The sequence below is a fragment of the Mesorhizobium captivum genome, from assembly GCF_033977165.1.
In the GTDB taxonomy this organism is placed as follows: Bacteria; Pseudomonadota; Alphaproteobacteria; order Rhizobiales; family Rhizobiaceae; genus Mesorhizobium; species Mesorhizobium captivum.
In genome coordinates this window covers 1-15107 of record NZ_JAVIJB010000056.1, presented here as the reverse complement: position 1 = coordinate 15107, position 15107 = coordinate 1, and the positions used below count along the sequence as shown (strand labels likewise).

The following is a 15107-nucleotide window of genomic DNA, read 5'->3' as shown; positions in this document are numbered from 1 at the left end:
GCAATCGTGACGATAGTCCAAATGTTTGGGCTCTTCCTTCTCCCACAAGGGGAGAAGGAAAGGCGCACTTCACCCAAACTTCCCCGTCCTCGGGAAACCCTTCGGCACCATGCGGCCGGCGGCGGCGCGGGCGCCGATCCATTCGGCCAGTTCGTCACGCGACTTGGTGAAGGTGCGGTCGGCGGAGTCCTGCCAGGTCAGGCCGGCTTCAATCGTGAAGGTTTTCAGGTCCAGCACGCCGCCGTCCTTGTATTTCTGCAGGCGCACGCCCTTGCCGCGCGCCATCTCCGGGATCTCGGCGAGCGGGAAGACCAGCATCTTGCGGTTCTCGCCGACGATGGCGAGATGGTCGCCCGCGACCGGAATGCAGCGCTTGGCCTCGTCCGGCGCCTTGACGTTCATCACCTGCTTGCCCTTGCGGGTGTTGGCGACGACCTCGTCCTCGGAGACGACAAAGCCGTTGGCATCATAGGAGACGAGCAGCAGCCTGCGCTTCGGATCGTGGACGAAGGCGGTTACGATGTCCTGGTCGTTCTCCATGTCGACGATGATGCGGATCGGCTCGCCATGGCCGCGCCCGCCCGGCAGCCGGTCGGCGCCGATGGTGTAGAACTTGCCGCCCGTGGTGAAGACTAGGATCTTGTCGGTGGTCTGGGCATGGAAGGCGAGCTTCAGGCTGTCGCCTTCCTTGAAGGCAAGCTGCGAATGATCGGTCAGATGACCCTTCATGGCGCGCAACCAACCTTTTTCCGACACCACGACAGTGACCGGCTCGCGCTCGATCATGGCATGCGCGATGTCGGTCAGATCGTGCTCGGGCGCGTCGGCGAACTGGGTGCGGCGCTTACCGAGCTCGGTCTCTGGGCCGAACTGATCGCGGATCTTGGTGACTTCCCACTTGATCGTCGCCCATTGCTTGACGTCCGACGCCAGCAGGGCCTCGATCTGCTTCTTCTCCTCGGTGAGGCCGTCATATTCCTTGCGGATCTCGATCTCTTCGAGTTTGCGCAGGGCGCGCAGCCGCATGTTGAGGATGGCTTCGGCCTGGTTGTCGGTGAGCGACCAGCGGGCCATCATCACCTGCTTGGGCTCATCCTCCTCGCGGATGATCCTGATCACCTCGTCGATGTTGAGATAGGCGATCAGATAGCCGGCGAGGATTTCCAGGCGCTTCTCGATTTCGCCCAGCCGATATTTCGAGCGGCGGATCAGCACGTCGCGGCGGTGGTCGAGCCATTCCTTCAGCACGCCCTTCAGCGACAGGACGTTCGGCACCTTGCCGCGCGACAGGACATTCATGTTGAGCGGGAAGCGGCTTTCGAGCTCGGTGAGCTTGAACAGCGATTCCATCAGGATGCCGGGGTCGACCGTGCGGCTTTTCGGCACCAGCACGATGCGGATGTCCTCGGCGCTCTCGTCGCGGATGTCTTCGAGCAGCGGCAGCTTGCGCGCCATCAGGAGCTCGGCGATCTTCTCGATCAGCCTGGCCTTCTGCACGCCATAGGGGACCTCGGTGACGACGATGCTCCAGGTGCCCCTGCCCTGGTCCTCCTGGCTCCATTTGGAGCGGACGCGGAAACCGCCGCGGCCGGTCTCATAGGCTTCGAGGATCGAGGCGCGGCTGTCGACGATGATGCCGCCGGTCGGGAAATCCGGACCCTGGACGAAATCCATCAGCTTGGCCACCGGCGCGTCCGGATGCTCGATCAGGTGCAGCGCGGCGTCGCAAAGCTCGGCGGCGTTGTGCGGCGGGATCGAGGTCGCCATGCCGACCGCGATACCGGACGAGCCGTTGGCAAGCAGATTCGGGAAGGCGCCGGGCAGAACGACCGGCTCCTCGTCCTCTTCGTTGTAGGTCGGCCGGTAGTCGACTGCGTCCTCGGTGATGCCGGCAAGCAGCTCGGTCGCCACTTCCGTCATGCGCGCTTCGGTGTAGCGCATGGCGGCGGCGTTATCGCCGTCGATATTGCCGAAATTGCCCTGCCCGTCGACCAGCGGGTAGCGCATCGAGAATTCCTGCGCGAGGCGCACCAGGGCATCGTAGATCGACTGGTCGCCATGCGGGTGGAACTTACCCATCACCTCGCCGACGATGCGGGCGCATTTGGCAAAGCCCTGGTCGGGGTTGAGCCGCAAAAGCCGCATGGCGTGCATGATGCGGCGATGGACCGGCTTCAGTCCGTCGCGCACATCCGGCAGCGCCCGATGCATGATGGTCGACAGCGCATAGGCGAGGTAACGCTTCTCGAGCGCCTCCTTCAGATCGACCGGTTCGATGTTGTCGCCGCCGCCATTGTCTTCAGGCGGCAAATGCCTTTTTCCCATGGATTTGGACTAGCCGAGCGGGTGATTCGCGGCAAGCGCCGGGTTGGAAGTCGGCGGATTCGTCGCGCAGCAATCGCCGCGCAAGGCCGCAACCGGTGATGTGAAGGATTTCACGGAAGCGGCAAGGCGAACATTCCAGTTTGCCGCCCATCTGCAACAGGCATCGGCTGCAAGCGGCGACGCCGGCCAACATCAATCTGTTACATGCGCCCTCTATCCGGGCATGCAATGCGCCGGCGCAGGAGAGCCGCGGTCTTCATGACAAATTCACCGCACCATGCAAAGCGTGCCGGCCCGGATTTGCTTTTCGTCGCCGTTTTCGACAAATGGGCCGGGGATCGCCTTTTTCCCGTCCCGTTCGTCACGGAATGGTGACCGTGCAGGAATTCAAAACACTTTCAGGACAGGGAACTCGCCATGACAATTCAACGCTCAATGCTCAAGAAACTGGCTTTTTCAACCTTTCTGCTGACCCTGCCGCTCAACGCCGCGTTTGCTGCCGATCCGGCCGTGGCCGAGCGCGTCAAGGCAACGCTTGCCGCCCAGGGCGTCGACATTTCCTGGACCGGGGCCACGGGTGACGATTCGAATGTCGTCTTGCAGGGCGTCTCCATCAAGCCGGCTGCCGAGAAGGAAGCGCTGCCGATCGGCGACGTGAAGCTGGAGGGCGTCACCGAGGCCAATGGCGGCTTCGAGATCGCGACCGTCTCGACCTCCGCCCTGGAACACTCCAAGGACGGCGTGACGCTCAATCTCAGCCCCTTCGTCATCCACGACATGAAGGTGCCGGCCGAAGGCAGCACCGATCCGCTCGGCTCGCTGATGATGTACAAGTCGGCCGAACTCTCCAACATGACGGTCAAGGTCGGCGACAAGACCGCCTTCTCGATGGACGGGCTTGCCGTCCAGATCACCCCGCCGGCCGACGGCAAGGCGATGGACTTCACCGCCAACACTGAAAAGTTCAATGCCGATCTCTCGCTGGTCGACGACCCGAAGTCGAAGGAAGCGATCGAGGCGCTCGGCTACCAGAACATCTCCGGCACCGTCTCGATGGCCGGCACCTGGCAGCCCAGCGACGGCAAGATGGAGCTGTCGAAATATGACATCTCGGTCGACAATGCCGGCACGCTCGGCATGACCTTCGACCTCGGCGGCTACACGGTCGACTTCATCAAGTCCATGCAGGCCATGCAGAAGCAGCTCGCCTCGCAGCCCGAGGGCGCCGACAATTCGGCACAAGGCATGGCGATGCTCGGCCTCTTGCAGCAGCTTTCCTTCAACGGCGCCTCGGTGCGCTTCGACGACGATTCGCTGACCGGCAAGGTGCTCGACTATGTCGGCAAGCAGCAGGGCATGTCGGGCAAGGACGTCGCCAACCAGGCCAAGGCGATCGTGCCGTTCGGCATGGCGCAGCTCAACAATCCCGAGCTGACGGCCGAAGTCTCGGCGGCGGTCAACAAGTTCCTCGACGACCCGAAGAGCCTCGAAGTCTCGGCCGAGCCCCCGTCGTCGGTGCCGTTCGCGCTGATCATGGCCGGCGCCATGTCCAACCCGCTCGACCTGCCCAAGACGCTGGGCGTCAAGGTCAAGGCGAACGAGGACTGATCGAGCGGAGCGCTCAACAAAAAAGCCCGGCAGCGATGATGCCGGGCTTTTTTTGAGACCGATTCTCCGAGCGAATCGAACCGTTTGATTGCGATTCCTAACCTTCCTTCTTCGCCACCGCGACGCGCAGCGACAGCTCGCGCAGCTGCTGCGGGGTGGCTTCCGAAGGCGCGTTCATCAGCAGGTCGTAGGCCTGCTGGTTCATCGGGAACATGGTGACCTCGCGGAGGTTCTTGGCGCCGACCAGAAGCATGACGATGCGGTCGATGCCGGCCGCCATGCCGCCATGCGGCGGCGCTCCATACTGGAAGGCGCGGTAGAGGCCGCCGAAACGCTCCTCGACGGCCTGGCGATCGAAGCCAACCATCTCGAAGGCTTTGACCATGGTTTCCGGCAGGTGGTTGCGGATGCCGCCGGAGGCGATCTCGAAACCGTTGCAGACCATGTCGTACTGGAACGCCTTGATGCCGAGCGGCTCCTGGCCGCCGAGCGCATCGATGCCACCCTGCGGCATGGAGAACGGATTGTGGGCGAAGTCGATCTTCTTCTCGTCCTCGTTCCATTCGAAGAACGGGAAATCGACGATCCAGCACAGCTCGAAGCGGTCGCGGTCGACAAGGTTGAGCTCCTCGCCAGCGCGGGTGCGCGCGGCACCCGCGAAGGCGACGAACTTCTTCGGGTCGCCGGCAACGAAGAAGGCGGCGTCGCCATCGGCTAGGCCGAGCTGCTGGCGGATAGCCTCAGTGCGTTCCTCGCCGATGTTCTTGGCGATCGGTCCCGCACCCTCGAGCTTGTCGCCCTCCTTGCGCCAGAAGATGTAGCCGAGGCCCGGCTGGCCTTCGCTTTGCGCCCAGGAATTCATGCGGTCGCAGAAGGCGCGGCTGCCGCCGGTCTTGGCCGGGATCGCCCACACCTCGGCCTTGGGGTCGTTGGCCAGGATGTTGGCGAAGACCTTGAAGCCGGAGTCGCGAAAGTGATCGGATACCGCCTGCATCTCGATCGGATTGCGCAGGTCCGGCTTGTCGGTGCCGTAGGTGCGCATCGCCTCGTCATAGGGGATGCGGCGGAATTTCTGGTTCACCGGCTTGCCGTCGGCGAAGGTTTCGAAGACGCCGCGAAGCACCGGTTCCATGGTAGACAGCACGTCGTCCTGCTCGACGAAGCTCATCTCGAGGTCGAGTTGGTAGAATTCGCCGGGCAAACGGTCGGCGCGCGGATCCTCGTCGCGGAAGCAGGGCGCGATCTGGAAATAGCGGTCGAAGCCGGAGACCATGATCAGCTGCTTGTACTGCTGCGGCGCCTGCGGCAGCGCGTAGAAGGTGCCGGGATGGATGCGCGAGGGCACCAGGAAGTCGCGCGCGCCCTCCGGCGAGGATGCCGTCAGGATCGGCGTCGAGAATTCGGTGAAGCCCACCTCGCCCATGCGCCTGCGCATCTCGGCGATGATCCTGGTGCGCGCCACGATGTTCTTGTGCAGCGTTTCGCGGCGCAGGTCGAGGAAGCGGTATTTCAGACGGATGTCTTCCGGATAGTCCGGCTCGCCGAACACCGGCAGCGGCAGTTCCTTGGCCGCCGACAGCACCTCGATCTCGCGCGCGAAAATCTCGATCTCGCCGGTCGGCAGATTGATGTTGACGGTCTCCGGCAGGCGCGCCTTGACCTCGCCGTCGACGCGGATCACCCATTCGCCGCGCAGGGTTTCGGCGGTCTTGAAGGCCGGCGAATCCGGGTCGGCGACGATCTGGGTCAGGCCGTAATGGTCGCGCATGTCGATGAAGAGCAGCCCACCATGGTCGCGCACGCGATGCACCCAGCCCGACAGGCGGACGGAATTGCCGACGTCGCTCTTTCTCAACTGGGCACAGGTATGGCTGCGGTAACGATGCATTGTCATTGGTGAAGTCCGGAATTGCGGGCAAAAGCCCGGCCCTGAAAATTGGCGCGAAAAGCGCATGAGAGGCCGGCTTTGTCAAGGCAACCGGTCACACAGGACAAGCAGTCACACAGGCTCGCGGTTGCGGCCGTTCACGCGAAGCGGACTTCAGCGCCCTGTCGCTGGAAGTCGACGAGGATGGCGGCGGGGGCTGTCCTTTCGACCACCAGATAGCGGATCGCGTCGGGCGCCGCGACACGATAGGGAGCCGCGGTGGCAAGCTTGTCGTTGGTGGCGGCAATGACAATGCCGGCGCTGTTCCTGGCCATGGCCCGCTTCACTTCCGCTTCGGCCGAATCGAAAGCCGTGACGCCGCGCGAGGCATCGAGCCCGCAGGAGCCGAGGAAGAACAGATCGGCGCCGAGCTGCGCCACGGCGGCAAGCGTGTCGCCGCCGACGCAGGTACCGAGGTCTCGGACATACCGGCCGCCGAGCATTATCAGCTCGACCAGGGGCAGATCGGCGAGAGCCGATGCGACGCCGAGCGAGTTGGTGGCCACCGTCAGCTCGATATTGCGCGGGATTGCCCTGGCGATCGCCTCATTGGTGGTGCCGCCGTCGATGAACAGGGTCTGCCCTGAGGCGACCACCCCCACCGCCGCCTTCGCCAGGCGCATTTTCTCCTCGACCGCATGGCTGCTGCGCTGGCTGATCGTTGCCGCCGCAAAGGGCGCCGACGCGACCGCGCCGCCATAGACACGACGCAACTGCCCGGCTTTCGCCAGCTCGCGCAGATCGCGGCGAACCGTATCTTCCGAGACCCCAAAGCGGCTGGCGAGCTCGCCGGCCAGCACCTTTCCCTCCGCCGCCAGCCGGTCGCGAATGAATTGGTGTCGTTCCTCGGTCAGCATGCATGATCCTATTTCTTTGTGCATGTTGTTGCATGTTTTGCACGTTTATGCAAGAAACGGGCATTGGATCGGCGACGCCGTCCCCCCTCCCCAATGGAATGCCGCAATGACCTTTGGCTTGAAACTTGCCCCTCAGCACCGCGTCTATGCCGGTTTCGCGATCTACTCTTTCGCCATGGGCAACATTTTCCCGCGCCTGCCGGACATCAAGCGCGCCATGGAAATCGAGGACGGCACGCTGGGGCTCAGCCTGATCGGAACGCCGATCGGCACCTTGACCGCGCTGACGCTGGCGACCCCTGTCCTGGAGCGTGTTGGCTTTCGCCGGGCGCTGCTTTGGCTCGTGCCGCTGATCGCGCTCGTCTATTCCGTCGCCGTGCACGCGCCGGGACCGGAAGCGCTGTTCCTGATGCTGCTGCCGGTCGGGCTGATGATCGGCAGCGTCGAGATCATCCTCAACGTCGAGGCCGACAGAACGGAGTTCCTGCTCAAGCGTCGCATCATGAATCGGGCGCATTCATTCTGGAGCGCGGGCTTCTTCGGCGCCGGACTGTTCGGCGGCGCGATGGCGCATCTGGGGCTTTCGCCGCAACTCCATCTGGCGCTGGTGGCGCCGATGGTGGCGGTTGCGATGGCACTGTTCCTCGGCGGCTTCGAGCCGGCGCCCGCCCGCTTCACCAGTTCTGGCGACAAGGCGCCGATGTTCGCGCGGCCGACGCTGCCGATCCTCGTCCTCGTGGCGGTGACGCTTTCGGCGATGCTGTTGGAAGGCGCCAGCATCGACTGGTCGGCGATCTATATGCGCACCGTGTTCGAGTCCGGCCCCTTCGTCGCCGGCTTCACGGTGGCGCTGTTTGCCTTCTCGCAGGCAACCACGCGCTTCTTCGCCGACTCCTTCGTCGACCGCCACTCGCCAAGCGGGGTGGCGCGCGTGCTGCTGGCAGCGCTGGCGGCGGGCGTGCTTGTCGTCTTCTTCTCACCCTTGCCGTTCGTCTCGATGCTGGGTTTTGCCCTGTTGGGCATCGGCAGCAGCGCCCTCTTCCCGCTGGCGATCTCCGCCGCAGCGCAACGGACGGACCGGCCCGCGGCGATCAATGTCGCGGCGCTTTCGCAGATCTCCTTCATCGCCTTCCTGCTCGGTCCGCCGCTGCTCGGCTTCGCGTCGGACCATTGGGGCATCCGCTCGGCCTACGGGATCGGCATCCCGTTCATCGCGCTCAGCCTGCTGACCGCAGGCTCGCTTGGCCGGCGGCCGGCCGCGGAGGCCATCAATGCGATTCCAGGCGAGGCGCCGTCTACGATCGTGCAGGAGATGGAAATACGAGCCGGCAAAGCTTAGAGGCCCCTACCCGATTGGTAGCCCCATGTCCCTCGGCCGGATGCAGGAACGTGGCCGTCCTCATGTAAGCATTTGCCACTGGCATTGGCGGGTTCAATGGTCCAAGAAGGATCACTGAAACGTGATTGCCTTCCCTGAATGTCTTCCATTCGTCCGCTGATCCCGCTCCTCATTGCCGCAGGCATCCTGCTCGGCGGCAACGGGCTGCAAAGCACGCTGATCGCGCTGCGCGGCGCGCAGGAGGGCTTTTCCGCCACGGCGATCGGCCTGATGGGCACGTTCTACTTTGCCGGCTTCCTGCTCGGCTGCCTGGCGGTCACCCGCATCCTCAAGGCCGTCGGCCATGTCAGGACCTTTTCGGCGCTTGCCGCCATTGCCTCGGTCGGCACGCTGCTTCTGGTGCTGGTCATCGATCCGGTGATGTGGTGTGCGATACGCTTTGCCGGCGGCTTCTGCTTCGCCGGCCTGTTCACTGTGATGGAAGCCTGGCTGAACTCCGGCGTCACCAACAAGGACCGGGCCCGGGTGCTCGCAATCTACCGCATGGTCGACATCGGCTCGGTCACCGGTGCGCAATTCCTGATCCCGGTCTTCGGCGCAGGCGGCTTCGCTATTTTCGCCGTCATGTCGATGATGATCACCTTCTCGCTTGTGCCGGTCTCGCTCGGCGACCGCTCCAACCCGGCGCCGCCCGAAGAGGTCAAGCTCGACCTTCCGCGTGTCTGGCGGATCTCGCCGCTTGGCTCGATCGGCTGCATAGCCGTCGGCGTCACCAATAGCGCCTTCCGCACGCTGTCGCCGGTCTATGCCGAGGAGATCGGCATGTCGGTGGCCGATGTCGTTACCTTCGTCAGCGTCGGCATCTTCGGCGGGGCGCTGATCCAGTATCCGCTGGGCTACCTTTCCGACCGCTGGGACCGGCGCTCGGTGCTGCTGACCACGACCTGTTGCGCCATGGTCGCAGCGCTGACGCTTGCCTTCGTAGCGCACGGCGATCCGTTCCTTAACTTCGTCATCGTCTTCATCTTCGGCTGCTTCGCCATGCCGCTCTACTCGCTGTCGGCGGCACACTCCAATGACCGCGCCGACAAGGGCGAGTTCGTGCTGATCAACGCGGCGCTGATGCTGTTCTATTCCTTCGGCGCTATTGGCGGCCCGTTCGCGGCATCGGCGGTGATGCAGTATTTCGGACCGGGCGCCCTGTTTGTATTCAGCGCCGCCGTCTACGCCATTCTCATTGTCGTGATCCTCTACCGGATACAGGTGCGATCGGGTGTTCCGGCAGGCAAGCGCAGCCGCTTCACGGCACTTTTGCGCACCTCGACACTATTCGCGCGGCTCGCGCGGAGAAGCGGCGATTCGGACACGGCCGACGAATGATGACGTGGCGCCGGCTTGACGAAAGCGCGCGCGGCTGAAATTGAAAGGGGCCTAAAAAATGATGCCAAAAGCGATTTGATGCACGTCATCACCACCCAGAAAGAACTCGAGAGCGCTATCGCGGCGTTCGAAAAGTCGGAATTCGTCACCGTCGACACCGAATTCATCCGCGAAACGACCTTCTGGCCGATCCTCTGCCTGATCCAGATGGCCGCGCCCGGGGCGACGGCGCTGATCGATCCGCTGTCGCCCGACATCGATCTCAAACCGTTCTTCCGGCTGATGGCCGACGAAGCGGTGGTCAAGGTTTTTCACGCCGCCCGCCAGGACATCGAAATCATCGTCCATCTGGGCGACCTGGTGCCGCATCCGGTGTTCGACACGCAGGTGGCGGCCATGGTCTGCGGCTTCGGCGACAGCGTTTCCTACGACCAGTTGGTGCAGCGCATCACCGGCGCCCGGCTCGACAAATCCTCGCGCTTCACCGACTGGCGGCACCGGCCGCTCTCCGACAAGCAGCTCGAATACGCCCTCGCCGACGTCACCCATCTGATCAAGGTCTACCAACACCTCAGCGCCGAGCTGAAGCGGGAGGACCGCGCCCATTGGCTGAACGAGGAGATGGATGTTCTCACCTCGCGCGGTACCTACGATCCGCATCCGGAGGACGCCTGGAAGCGGCTGAAGATGCGGCTGCGCAAGCCGCAGGAGCTGGCGATCGTGCAGGCGGTGGCCGCCTGGCGCGAGCGCGAGGCGCGCGAGCGCGACGTGCCGCGTGGCCGCGTGCTTAAGGACGACGCGATCTACGAGATCGCGCAACAGGCGCCGCGCGATGCGACAGCCCTCGGCCGGCTGCGCACGACGCCGAAGGGCTGGGAACGATCCGCGACCGCGACAGCACTGCTCGGCGCGGTCAATACGGCGCTTGCCATGCCGAAGGAAGCGATGCCGAAACTGCCGAAGGCGTTCCAGCCGCCGGAGGGCTCGAGCGCGGCGGCCGAATTGCTCAAGGTGCTGCTGCGGATCGTCGCCGAAAAGGAAGGCGTCGCCTCCAAGGTGCTCGCCTCCAGCGACGACATCGACCGCATCGCCGCCGAGGGCGACGCCGCCGACGTTCCGGCGCTGCAGGGTTGGCGGCGTGCCGTGTTCGGCGACCAGGCGCTGAGGCTGGTGCGCGGCGAGATCGGCATCAAGTTCGACAAGCGCCGGATCGCGGTGTTCGATCTTTAGTCCTCACACCGCCCCAGCCAAGTGCAGCGCGAACCAGATCCAGGCGATAAGAAGTACGCCCGCGCCGAGGAAGAAGGCGCGGCTGCGGTACAGCAGGTAGTTTCTGGTGAGATGCACCCAGGCGTGGACATAGCGCGTGACGACGAAGAGCCACATCAGCGCGAGCGTCAGGTAGTTGACGCCATTGGTGACGAAGAGCGCCAGGCACAGGACGTGAAACAGAACCGGAAGCTCAAACTGGTTGATCAGGTTGTTGGCGACGGTGACGCTCGAAGCCGGCTCGGTCGAGCGGACCTTGTACTGGCTGATCTTGGCCTCGCCTGATTTTACGGCGAGAAAGCGCCGCTTAAACATCACCAGATAGACGATGTAGACCAGAAGCACATGCGCCAGCATGGGCCAGAAGATGGCGGTCTGGTTCATTCCCCCTGCCCGCTCAGCGCCGTTGTACTGCCAGCGCGAACACCGCGACGACCGCGACAGGAACGGCCAGAAGCGCGAATTTGGTCACGGTCAGCGACGAGGCGAAGGACAGCGAATCGGGATTGGCCAACTGGAAATCGGACAGCAGCCGCGCGATTGCGAAGTTCTGCGCGTAATCGGCCAGTGTGTAGGGCAAGACCAGCACCAACGCCGACAGCGCCCGCAATTGGGCAGGCATGGCGCGGAAATTGCTCAGCCGCCGGCTGAAGGCCAGGATCAAGCTAAGCAAGGTGAGCGACAGCAGTGCCGGGAACAAAAGGTCAAAAGTCAGATAGTGCCAGACGATGATGATCTCGCCGCCGCGCCGGCCGAGCGCTGTCAGCCATGCCATGCCTTCATCGGGCGTGAAGCCCGTGACGCGCATGTCAAGCGAGGGGAGCCCGCCGCTCAGACGGCGGAAATAGAAAAACTCCAGCGCCGTCATGGCGATGAAGACCGTCGCGGACGCAATGGACAGCGCCGCCGCGTGACGCGACAGGCGGAGCACCGCCACGGTCAAGCCACGCCACAAGCTTAGACGGTCCGGCTGTTCGCCAGCCTGATCAAAGTCCGCCCGGATAGTTCGGGCTCTCGCGGGTGATCGTGACGTCATGGGCGTGGCTTTCACGAAGTCCGGCGTTCGATATGCGCACAAAGGTGGCGCGGTCGCGGAACTCGGCAAGATCGCGCCCACCGACATAACCCATAGCGGCTTTCAGGCCGCCTGCAAGCTGGTGCAGCACGCCAGCCACAGGTCCTTTGAAAGGAACCTGCCCTTCAATGCCTTCCGGAACCAGTTTGAGCGTATCACGCACCTCGGCCTGGAAGTAGCGATCGGCCGAGCCGCGCGCCATCGCGCCGACCGAGCCCATGCCGCGATAGGCCTTGAAGGAGCGGCCCTGATGCAGATAGACCTCGCCCGGGCTCTCGTCGGTTCCGGCAAGCAGCGAGCCGATCATGGCGGCACTGGCACCCGCGGCGAGCGCCTTGGCGAGGTCGCCCGAATATTTGATGCCGCCATCGGCAATCACCGTCACGCCCGACTTCTCGGCCGTCTCCACCGCCGACATGATCGCCGACAGCTGCGGCACGCCGACGCCGGCGACGATGCGCGTGGTGCAGATCGAGCCCGGGCCGATGCCGACCTTGACGGCGTCGGCGCCGGCGTCGATCAGCGCCCGCGTGCCTTCTGCAGTGGCGACGTTGCCGGCCAGGATGCGCACGGAATTGGAAAGCTTCTTTGCCCGCGTCACGGCATCCAGAACGCGCTGGGAATGGCCGTGCGCGGTGTCGATGACCAGGAGATCGACGCCAGCGTCGATCAGGCGCTCGGCGCGCTCGAAGCCGTCGTCGCCGACGCTGGTGGCCGCGGCGGCGCGCAAGCGCCCCTGCGCGTCCTTGGTGGCATGAGGGTTGAGCTGCGACTTCTCGATGTCCTTGACGGTGATCAGGCCGACGCAATTGCCCTTCCGGTCGACGACGACCAGCTTCTCGATGCGGTGCTTGTGCAGGAGGCGCTTGGCCTCGTCCTGGTCGACATTTTCTTTCACCGTGATCAGGTTCTCACGGGTCATCAGCTCGTAGACCTTCTGCGACGGATCGGAGGCGAAACGCACGTCGCGGTTGGTGAGGATGCCGACCAGCCGGCCGACCGTGTGGCCACCGGTGCCGCCATTTTCCACCACCGGAATGCCGGAAATGCCATGCGCGCGCATCAGCGCCAGCGCGTCGGCGAGCGTCGCGTCAGGGCCGATGGTGACGGGATTCACCACCATGCCGGATTCGAACTTCTTGACCTGCCTGACCTGCTCGGCCTGCTCGGCCGGCGAGAAATTGCGGTGGATGACGCCGATGCCGCCGGCCTGCGCCATGGCGATTGCAAGCCTCGCCTCGGTGACGGTGTCCATCGCGGCCGACAGGATCGGCACGTTGAGATCGATGTCGCCTGCGATGCGAGTGCGGATGTCGGTCTGGCCGGGCATGACCTCGGAATGCCCGGGCTGCAACAGCACGTCGTCAAAGGTCAGCGCCAGCGCGCCGGTGGACGTCTCGATGATTTTTGCCATGGCCAGTCCTTTTGAATGCGGAAAAGGCGCTGGGCCGAAATGGCCAACGCCGACTCTCATCTTCCCTTTCAGGATTGGCGCTGGCTGGTAACACGTCCTGTTGCGGTTGAAAAGCCGATCGTTACGTCAATCGCAAAGTGTTGCGCGTGACCGCTTTGGAGCTACCAGTGGTTGCGGTCGCACAAAAGTGACAGCAAATTAATGCGACATCCGGGCCAATTGGTGGTACCGCCCCGGCGTGCCGGCTCGCCCCAAGCCAGGCCTAGCATCGCGAAGTCAAATCAGGGCCCTCCCTTGAACCGCATTATCCCGCTCATCCTGGCGGTCGCTCTTTTCATGGAGAACATGGATTCGACCGTGATCGCGACCTCGCTGCCGGCGATCGCAATCGACATCCATACCAGCCCGATCGCGCTGAAGCTGGCGCTGACGGCGTATCTGGTGTCGCTGGCGATCTTCATTCCGATCAGCGGCTGGATGGCGGACCGGTTCGGGGCCAAGAACGTGTTTCGCGCCGCGATCGCCGTCTTCATCGCCGGCTCGGTCGCCTGCGCCTTTGCCAATTCGCTGCCGGCCTTCGTGGTGTCGCGCTTCCTGCAAGGCATGGGCGGCGCCATGATGACGCCGGTCGGCCGCCTGGTGCTGGTGCGCGCCACGCCGAAGAGCGAACTGGTCGCTGCCATGTCTTGGCTGACGGTGCCGGCGCTGGTCGGACCGCTGGTCGGTCCGCCGATCGGCGGCTTCATCACCACCTATTTCGCCTGGCACTGGATTTTTCTCATCAACGTGCCGATCGGGCTCGCCGGCATCTGGCTCGCCACCCGCTATTTGCCGGAAACCGAGCCCACGGAGACGCCGCCGCTCGATTTCCCCGGCTTCGTGCTCAGCGGCCTCGCCGCGTCCGGCATCGTCTTCGGCCTCTCGGTGGTCAGCCTGCCCGCCTTGCCGCCGATCGCCGGCTTCATCACGGTTGCCGTCGGCCTGGTTTGCGGCACGCTTTATCTCCTGCACGCGCGGCGCGCCAAGAACCCGCTGCTCGCGCTAACACTATTCCGCAACCAGGTGTTCCGTTCCTCGGTGCTCGGCGGCTCGCTGTTCCGCATCGGCATCGGCGCGGTGCCTTTCCTGTTGCCGCTGATGTTCCAGATCGGCTTCGGCCTGACGCCGTTCCAGTCCGGCATGATCACCTTCGTCTCGGCGATCGGCGCCATCGGCATGAAGTTCGTCACCGCGCTGCTCTTCCGGCTCGCCGGCTTCCGCCGAGTGCTGATCTGGGGCTCGCTCATCGCGGCCGGCTCGATCGCGATCTACGGCCTGTTCACGCCCGAAACACCCTATGCGCTGATGCTCGCGATATTGCTGGTCGGCGGCTTCATCCGCTCGATGTTCTTCACCGGCGTCAATGCGCTGTCCTATGCCGAAGTCTCGACCGCCGACACCAGCAAGGCGACGCCGATCGTTGCCGTATTCCAGCAGCTGTCGATAGCGCTCGGCGTGGCGCTGGCCGGTGGCATCCTGGAAGTGTCGACCTCGATCCATGGCGGGCCGCTGACGCTGAGCGACTTCCACATCGCCTTCTTCATCGTCGCGGCGGTGTCGGCGATCGCATCGGTGACCTTCATGCGGCTGGCGCCGGATGCCGGCAACGCGGTTTCGGGGCATGGCAAATTGACGACGCCGAAGACACTGGAGACGGTGGGGACGGCGGGGAAGTAGGCACCGCCCTTCCCTTCTCCCCTGTGGGAGAAGGTGGATCGGCGCGCAGCGCCGAGACGGATGAGAGGTGTTCCAGCCGAGTGAGACGATGGCGTTCCCTGGAACACCCCTCATCCGACCGAGCTTCGCTCGGCCACCTTCTCCCACAAGGGTGTTTGGACCGGGGACATCGCGAACAGGTGTGCGAGGACATCGCG

The 15107-nt window shown here is 64.2% G+C and carries 11 protein-coding genes; 5 read left to right on the top strand and 6 right to left on the bottom strand.

Features of this window, described 5'->3' with window-relative positions; all coding sequences use genetic code 11:
• Window positions 1-69 precede the first annotated feature (69 nt).
• Window positions 70-2325 (bottom strand): DNA topoisomerase IV subunit A, encoded by a 2256-nt coding sequence (gene parC, locus RFM40_RS30255; protein ID WP_320273402.1) that lies wholly within the window; start codon window positions 2323-2325, stop codon window positions 70-72.
• A 417-nt stretch (window positions 2326-2742) separates the two neighbouring features.
• Here parC and RFM40_RS30250 point away from each other — a divergent pair, with 417 nt between their 5' ends.
• Entirely contained in the window at window positions 2743-3933 is a 1191-nt protein-coding gene (locus RFM40_RS30250; RefSeq protein ID WP_320273401.1) for a hypothetical protein, read from the top strand.
• Window positions 3934-4030: 97 nt separating this feature from the next.
• Here the strand turns inward: RFM40_RS30250 and aspS are convergent, their stop codons facing one another.
• On the bottom strand, window positions 4031-5821 hold the full coding sequence (aspS, locus tag RFM40_RS30245; RefSeq protein ID WP_320222748.1) for an aspartate--tRNA ligase: 1791 nt from the start codon (window positions 5819-5821) through the stop codon (window positions 4031-4033).
• Between the two features lie 137 nt (window positions 5822-5958).
• Entirely contained in the window at window positions 5959-6717 is a 759-nt protein-coding gene (locus RFM40_RS30240; protein WP_320273400.1) for a DeoR/GlpR family DNA-binding transcription regulator, read from the bottom strand.
• A 106-nt stretch (window positions 6718-6823) separates the two neighbouring features.
• On the opposite strand from RFM40_RS30240, the gene RFM40_RS30235 reads away from it, so the two are divergent.
• The 3 genes from RFM40_RS30235 to rnd all read left to right on the top strand — a co-directional run bounded on the left by RFM40_RS30235 (window position 6824) and on the right by rnd (window position 10666).
• Window positions 6824-8056 (top strand): MFS transporter, encoded by a 1233-nt coding sequence (locus tag RFM40_RS30235; protein WP_320278804.1) that lies wholly within the window; start codon window positions 6824-6826, stop codon window positions 8054-8056.
• 138 nt (window positions 8057-8194) lie between these two features.
• Window positions 8195-9436, top strand: coding sequence for an MFS transporter (locus RFM40_RS30230; RefSeq protein ID WP_320229930.1), 1242 nt, complete (start codon window positions 8195-8197; stop codon window positions 9434-9436).
• Between the two features lie 78 nt (window positions 9437-9514).
• Window positions 9515-10666 carry a ribonuclease D gene (rnd, locus tag RFM40_RS30225; protein ID WP_320229929.1) on the top strand — a complete coding sequence of 384 codons (1152 nt, stop codon included), beginning with the start codon at window positions 9515-9517 and terminating at the stop codon, window positions 10664-10666.
• Between the two features lie 3 nt (window positions 10667-10669).
• Here the strand turns inward: rnd and RFM40_RS30220 are convergent, their stop codons facing one another.
• Genes RFM40_RS30220 through guaB form a run of 3 tightly spaced genes read right to left on the bottom strand, consistent with a single transcriptional unit; the run spans window position 10670 to window position 13194 of the window.
• Window positions 10670-11089 carry an MAPEG family protein gene (locus tag RFM40_RS30220; RefSeq protein WP_320229928.1) on the bottom strand — a complete coding sequence of 140 codons (420 nt, stop codon included), beginning with the start codon at window positions 11087-11089 and terminating at the stop codon, window positions 10670-10672.
• Between the two features lie 13 nt (window positions 11090-11102).
• The gene (locus tag RFM40_RS30215; RefSeq protein WP_320229954.1) at window positions 11103-11648 is read right to left on the bottom strand and encodes a hypothetical protein; all 546 of its coding nucleotides are present in this window, start codon (window positions 11646-11648) and stop codon (window positions 11103-11105) included.
• Window positions 11649-11691: 43 nt separating this feature from the next.
• Window positions 11692-13194 (bottom strand): IMP dehydrogenase, encoded by a 1503-nt coding sequence (gene guaB, locus RFM40_RS30210; protein ID WP_320222739.1) that lies wholly within the window; start codon window positions 13192-13194, stop codon window positions 11692-11694.
• Window positions 13195-13488: 294 nt separating this feature from the next.
• On the opposite strand from guaB, the gene RFM40_RS30205 reads away from it, so the two are divergent.
• A complete protein-coding gene (locus RFM40_RS30205) occupies window positions 13489-14910 on the top strand; it encodes an MFS transporter (RefSeq protein WP_320229927.1) in 1422 nt (473 codons plus the stop codon).
• Window positions 14911-15107: the final 197 nt, after the last annotated feature.

Bases quoted from the DNA above. Each gene is read 5' to 3' on its own strand.
- parC (WP_320273402.1), bottom strand. From the start codon at position 2,325: ATGGGAAAAAGGCATTTGCCGCCTGAAGACAATGGCGGCGGCGACAAC.
- RFM40_RS30250 (WP_320273401.1), top strand. From the start codon at position 2,743: ATGACAATTCAACGCTCAATGCTCAAGAAACTGGCTTTTTCAACCTTT.
- aspS (WP_320222748.1), bottom strand. From the start codon at position 5,821: ATGCATCGTTACCGCAGCCATACCTGTGCCCAGTTGAGAAAGAGCGAC.
- RFM40_RS30240 (WP_320273400.1), bottom strand. From the start codon at position 6,717: ATGCTGACCGAGGAACGACACCAATTCATTCGCGACCGGCTGGCGGCG.
- RFM40_RS30235 (WP_320278804.1), top strand. From the start codon at position 6,824: ATGACCTTTGGCTTGAAACTTGCCCCTCAGCACCGCGTCTATGCCGGT.
- RFM40_RS30230 (WP_320229930.1), top strand. From the start codon at position 8,195: ATGTCTTCCATTCGTCCGCTGATCCCGCTCCTCATTGCCGCAGGCATC.
- rnd (WP_320229929.1), top strand. From the start codon at position 9,515: ATGCACGTCATCACCACCCAGAAAGAACTCGAGAGCGCTATCGCGGCG.
- RFM40_RS30220 (WP_320229928.1), bottom strand. From the start codon at position 11,089: ATGAACCAGACCGCCATCTTCTGGCCCATGCTGGCGCATGTGCTTCTG.
- guaB (WP_320222739.1), bottom strand. From the start codon at position 13,194: ATGGCAAAAATCATCGAGACGTCCACCGGCGCGCTGGCGCTGACCTTT.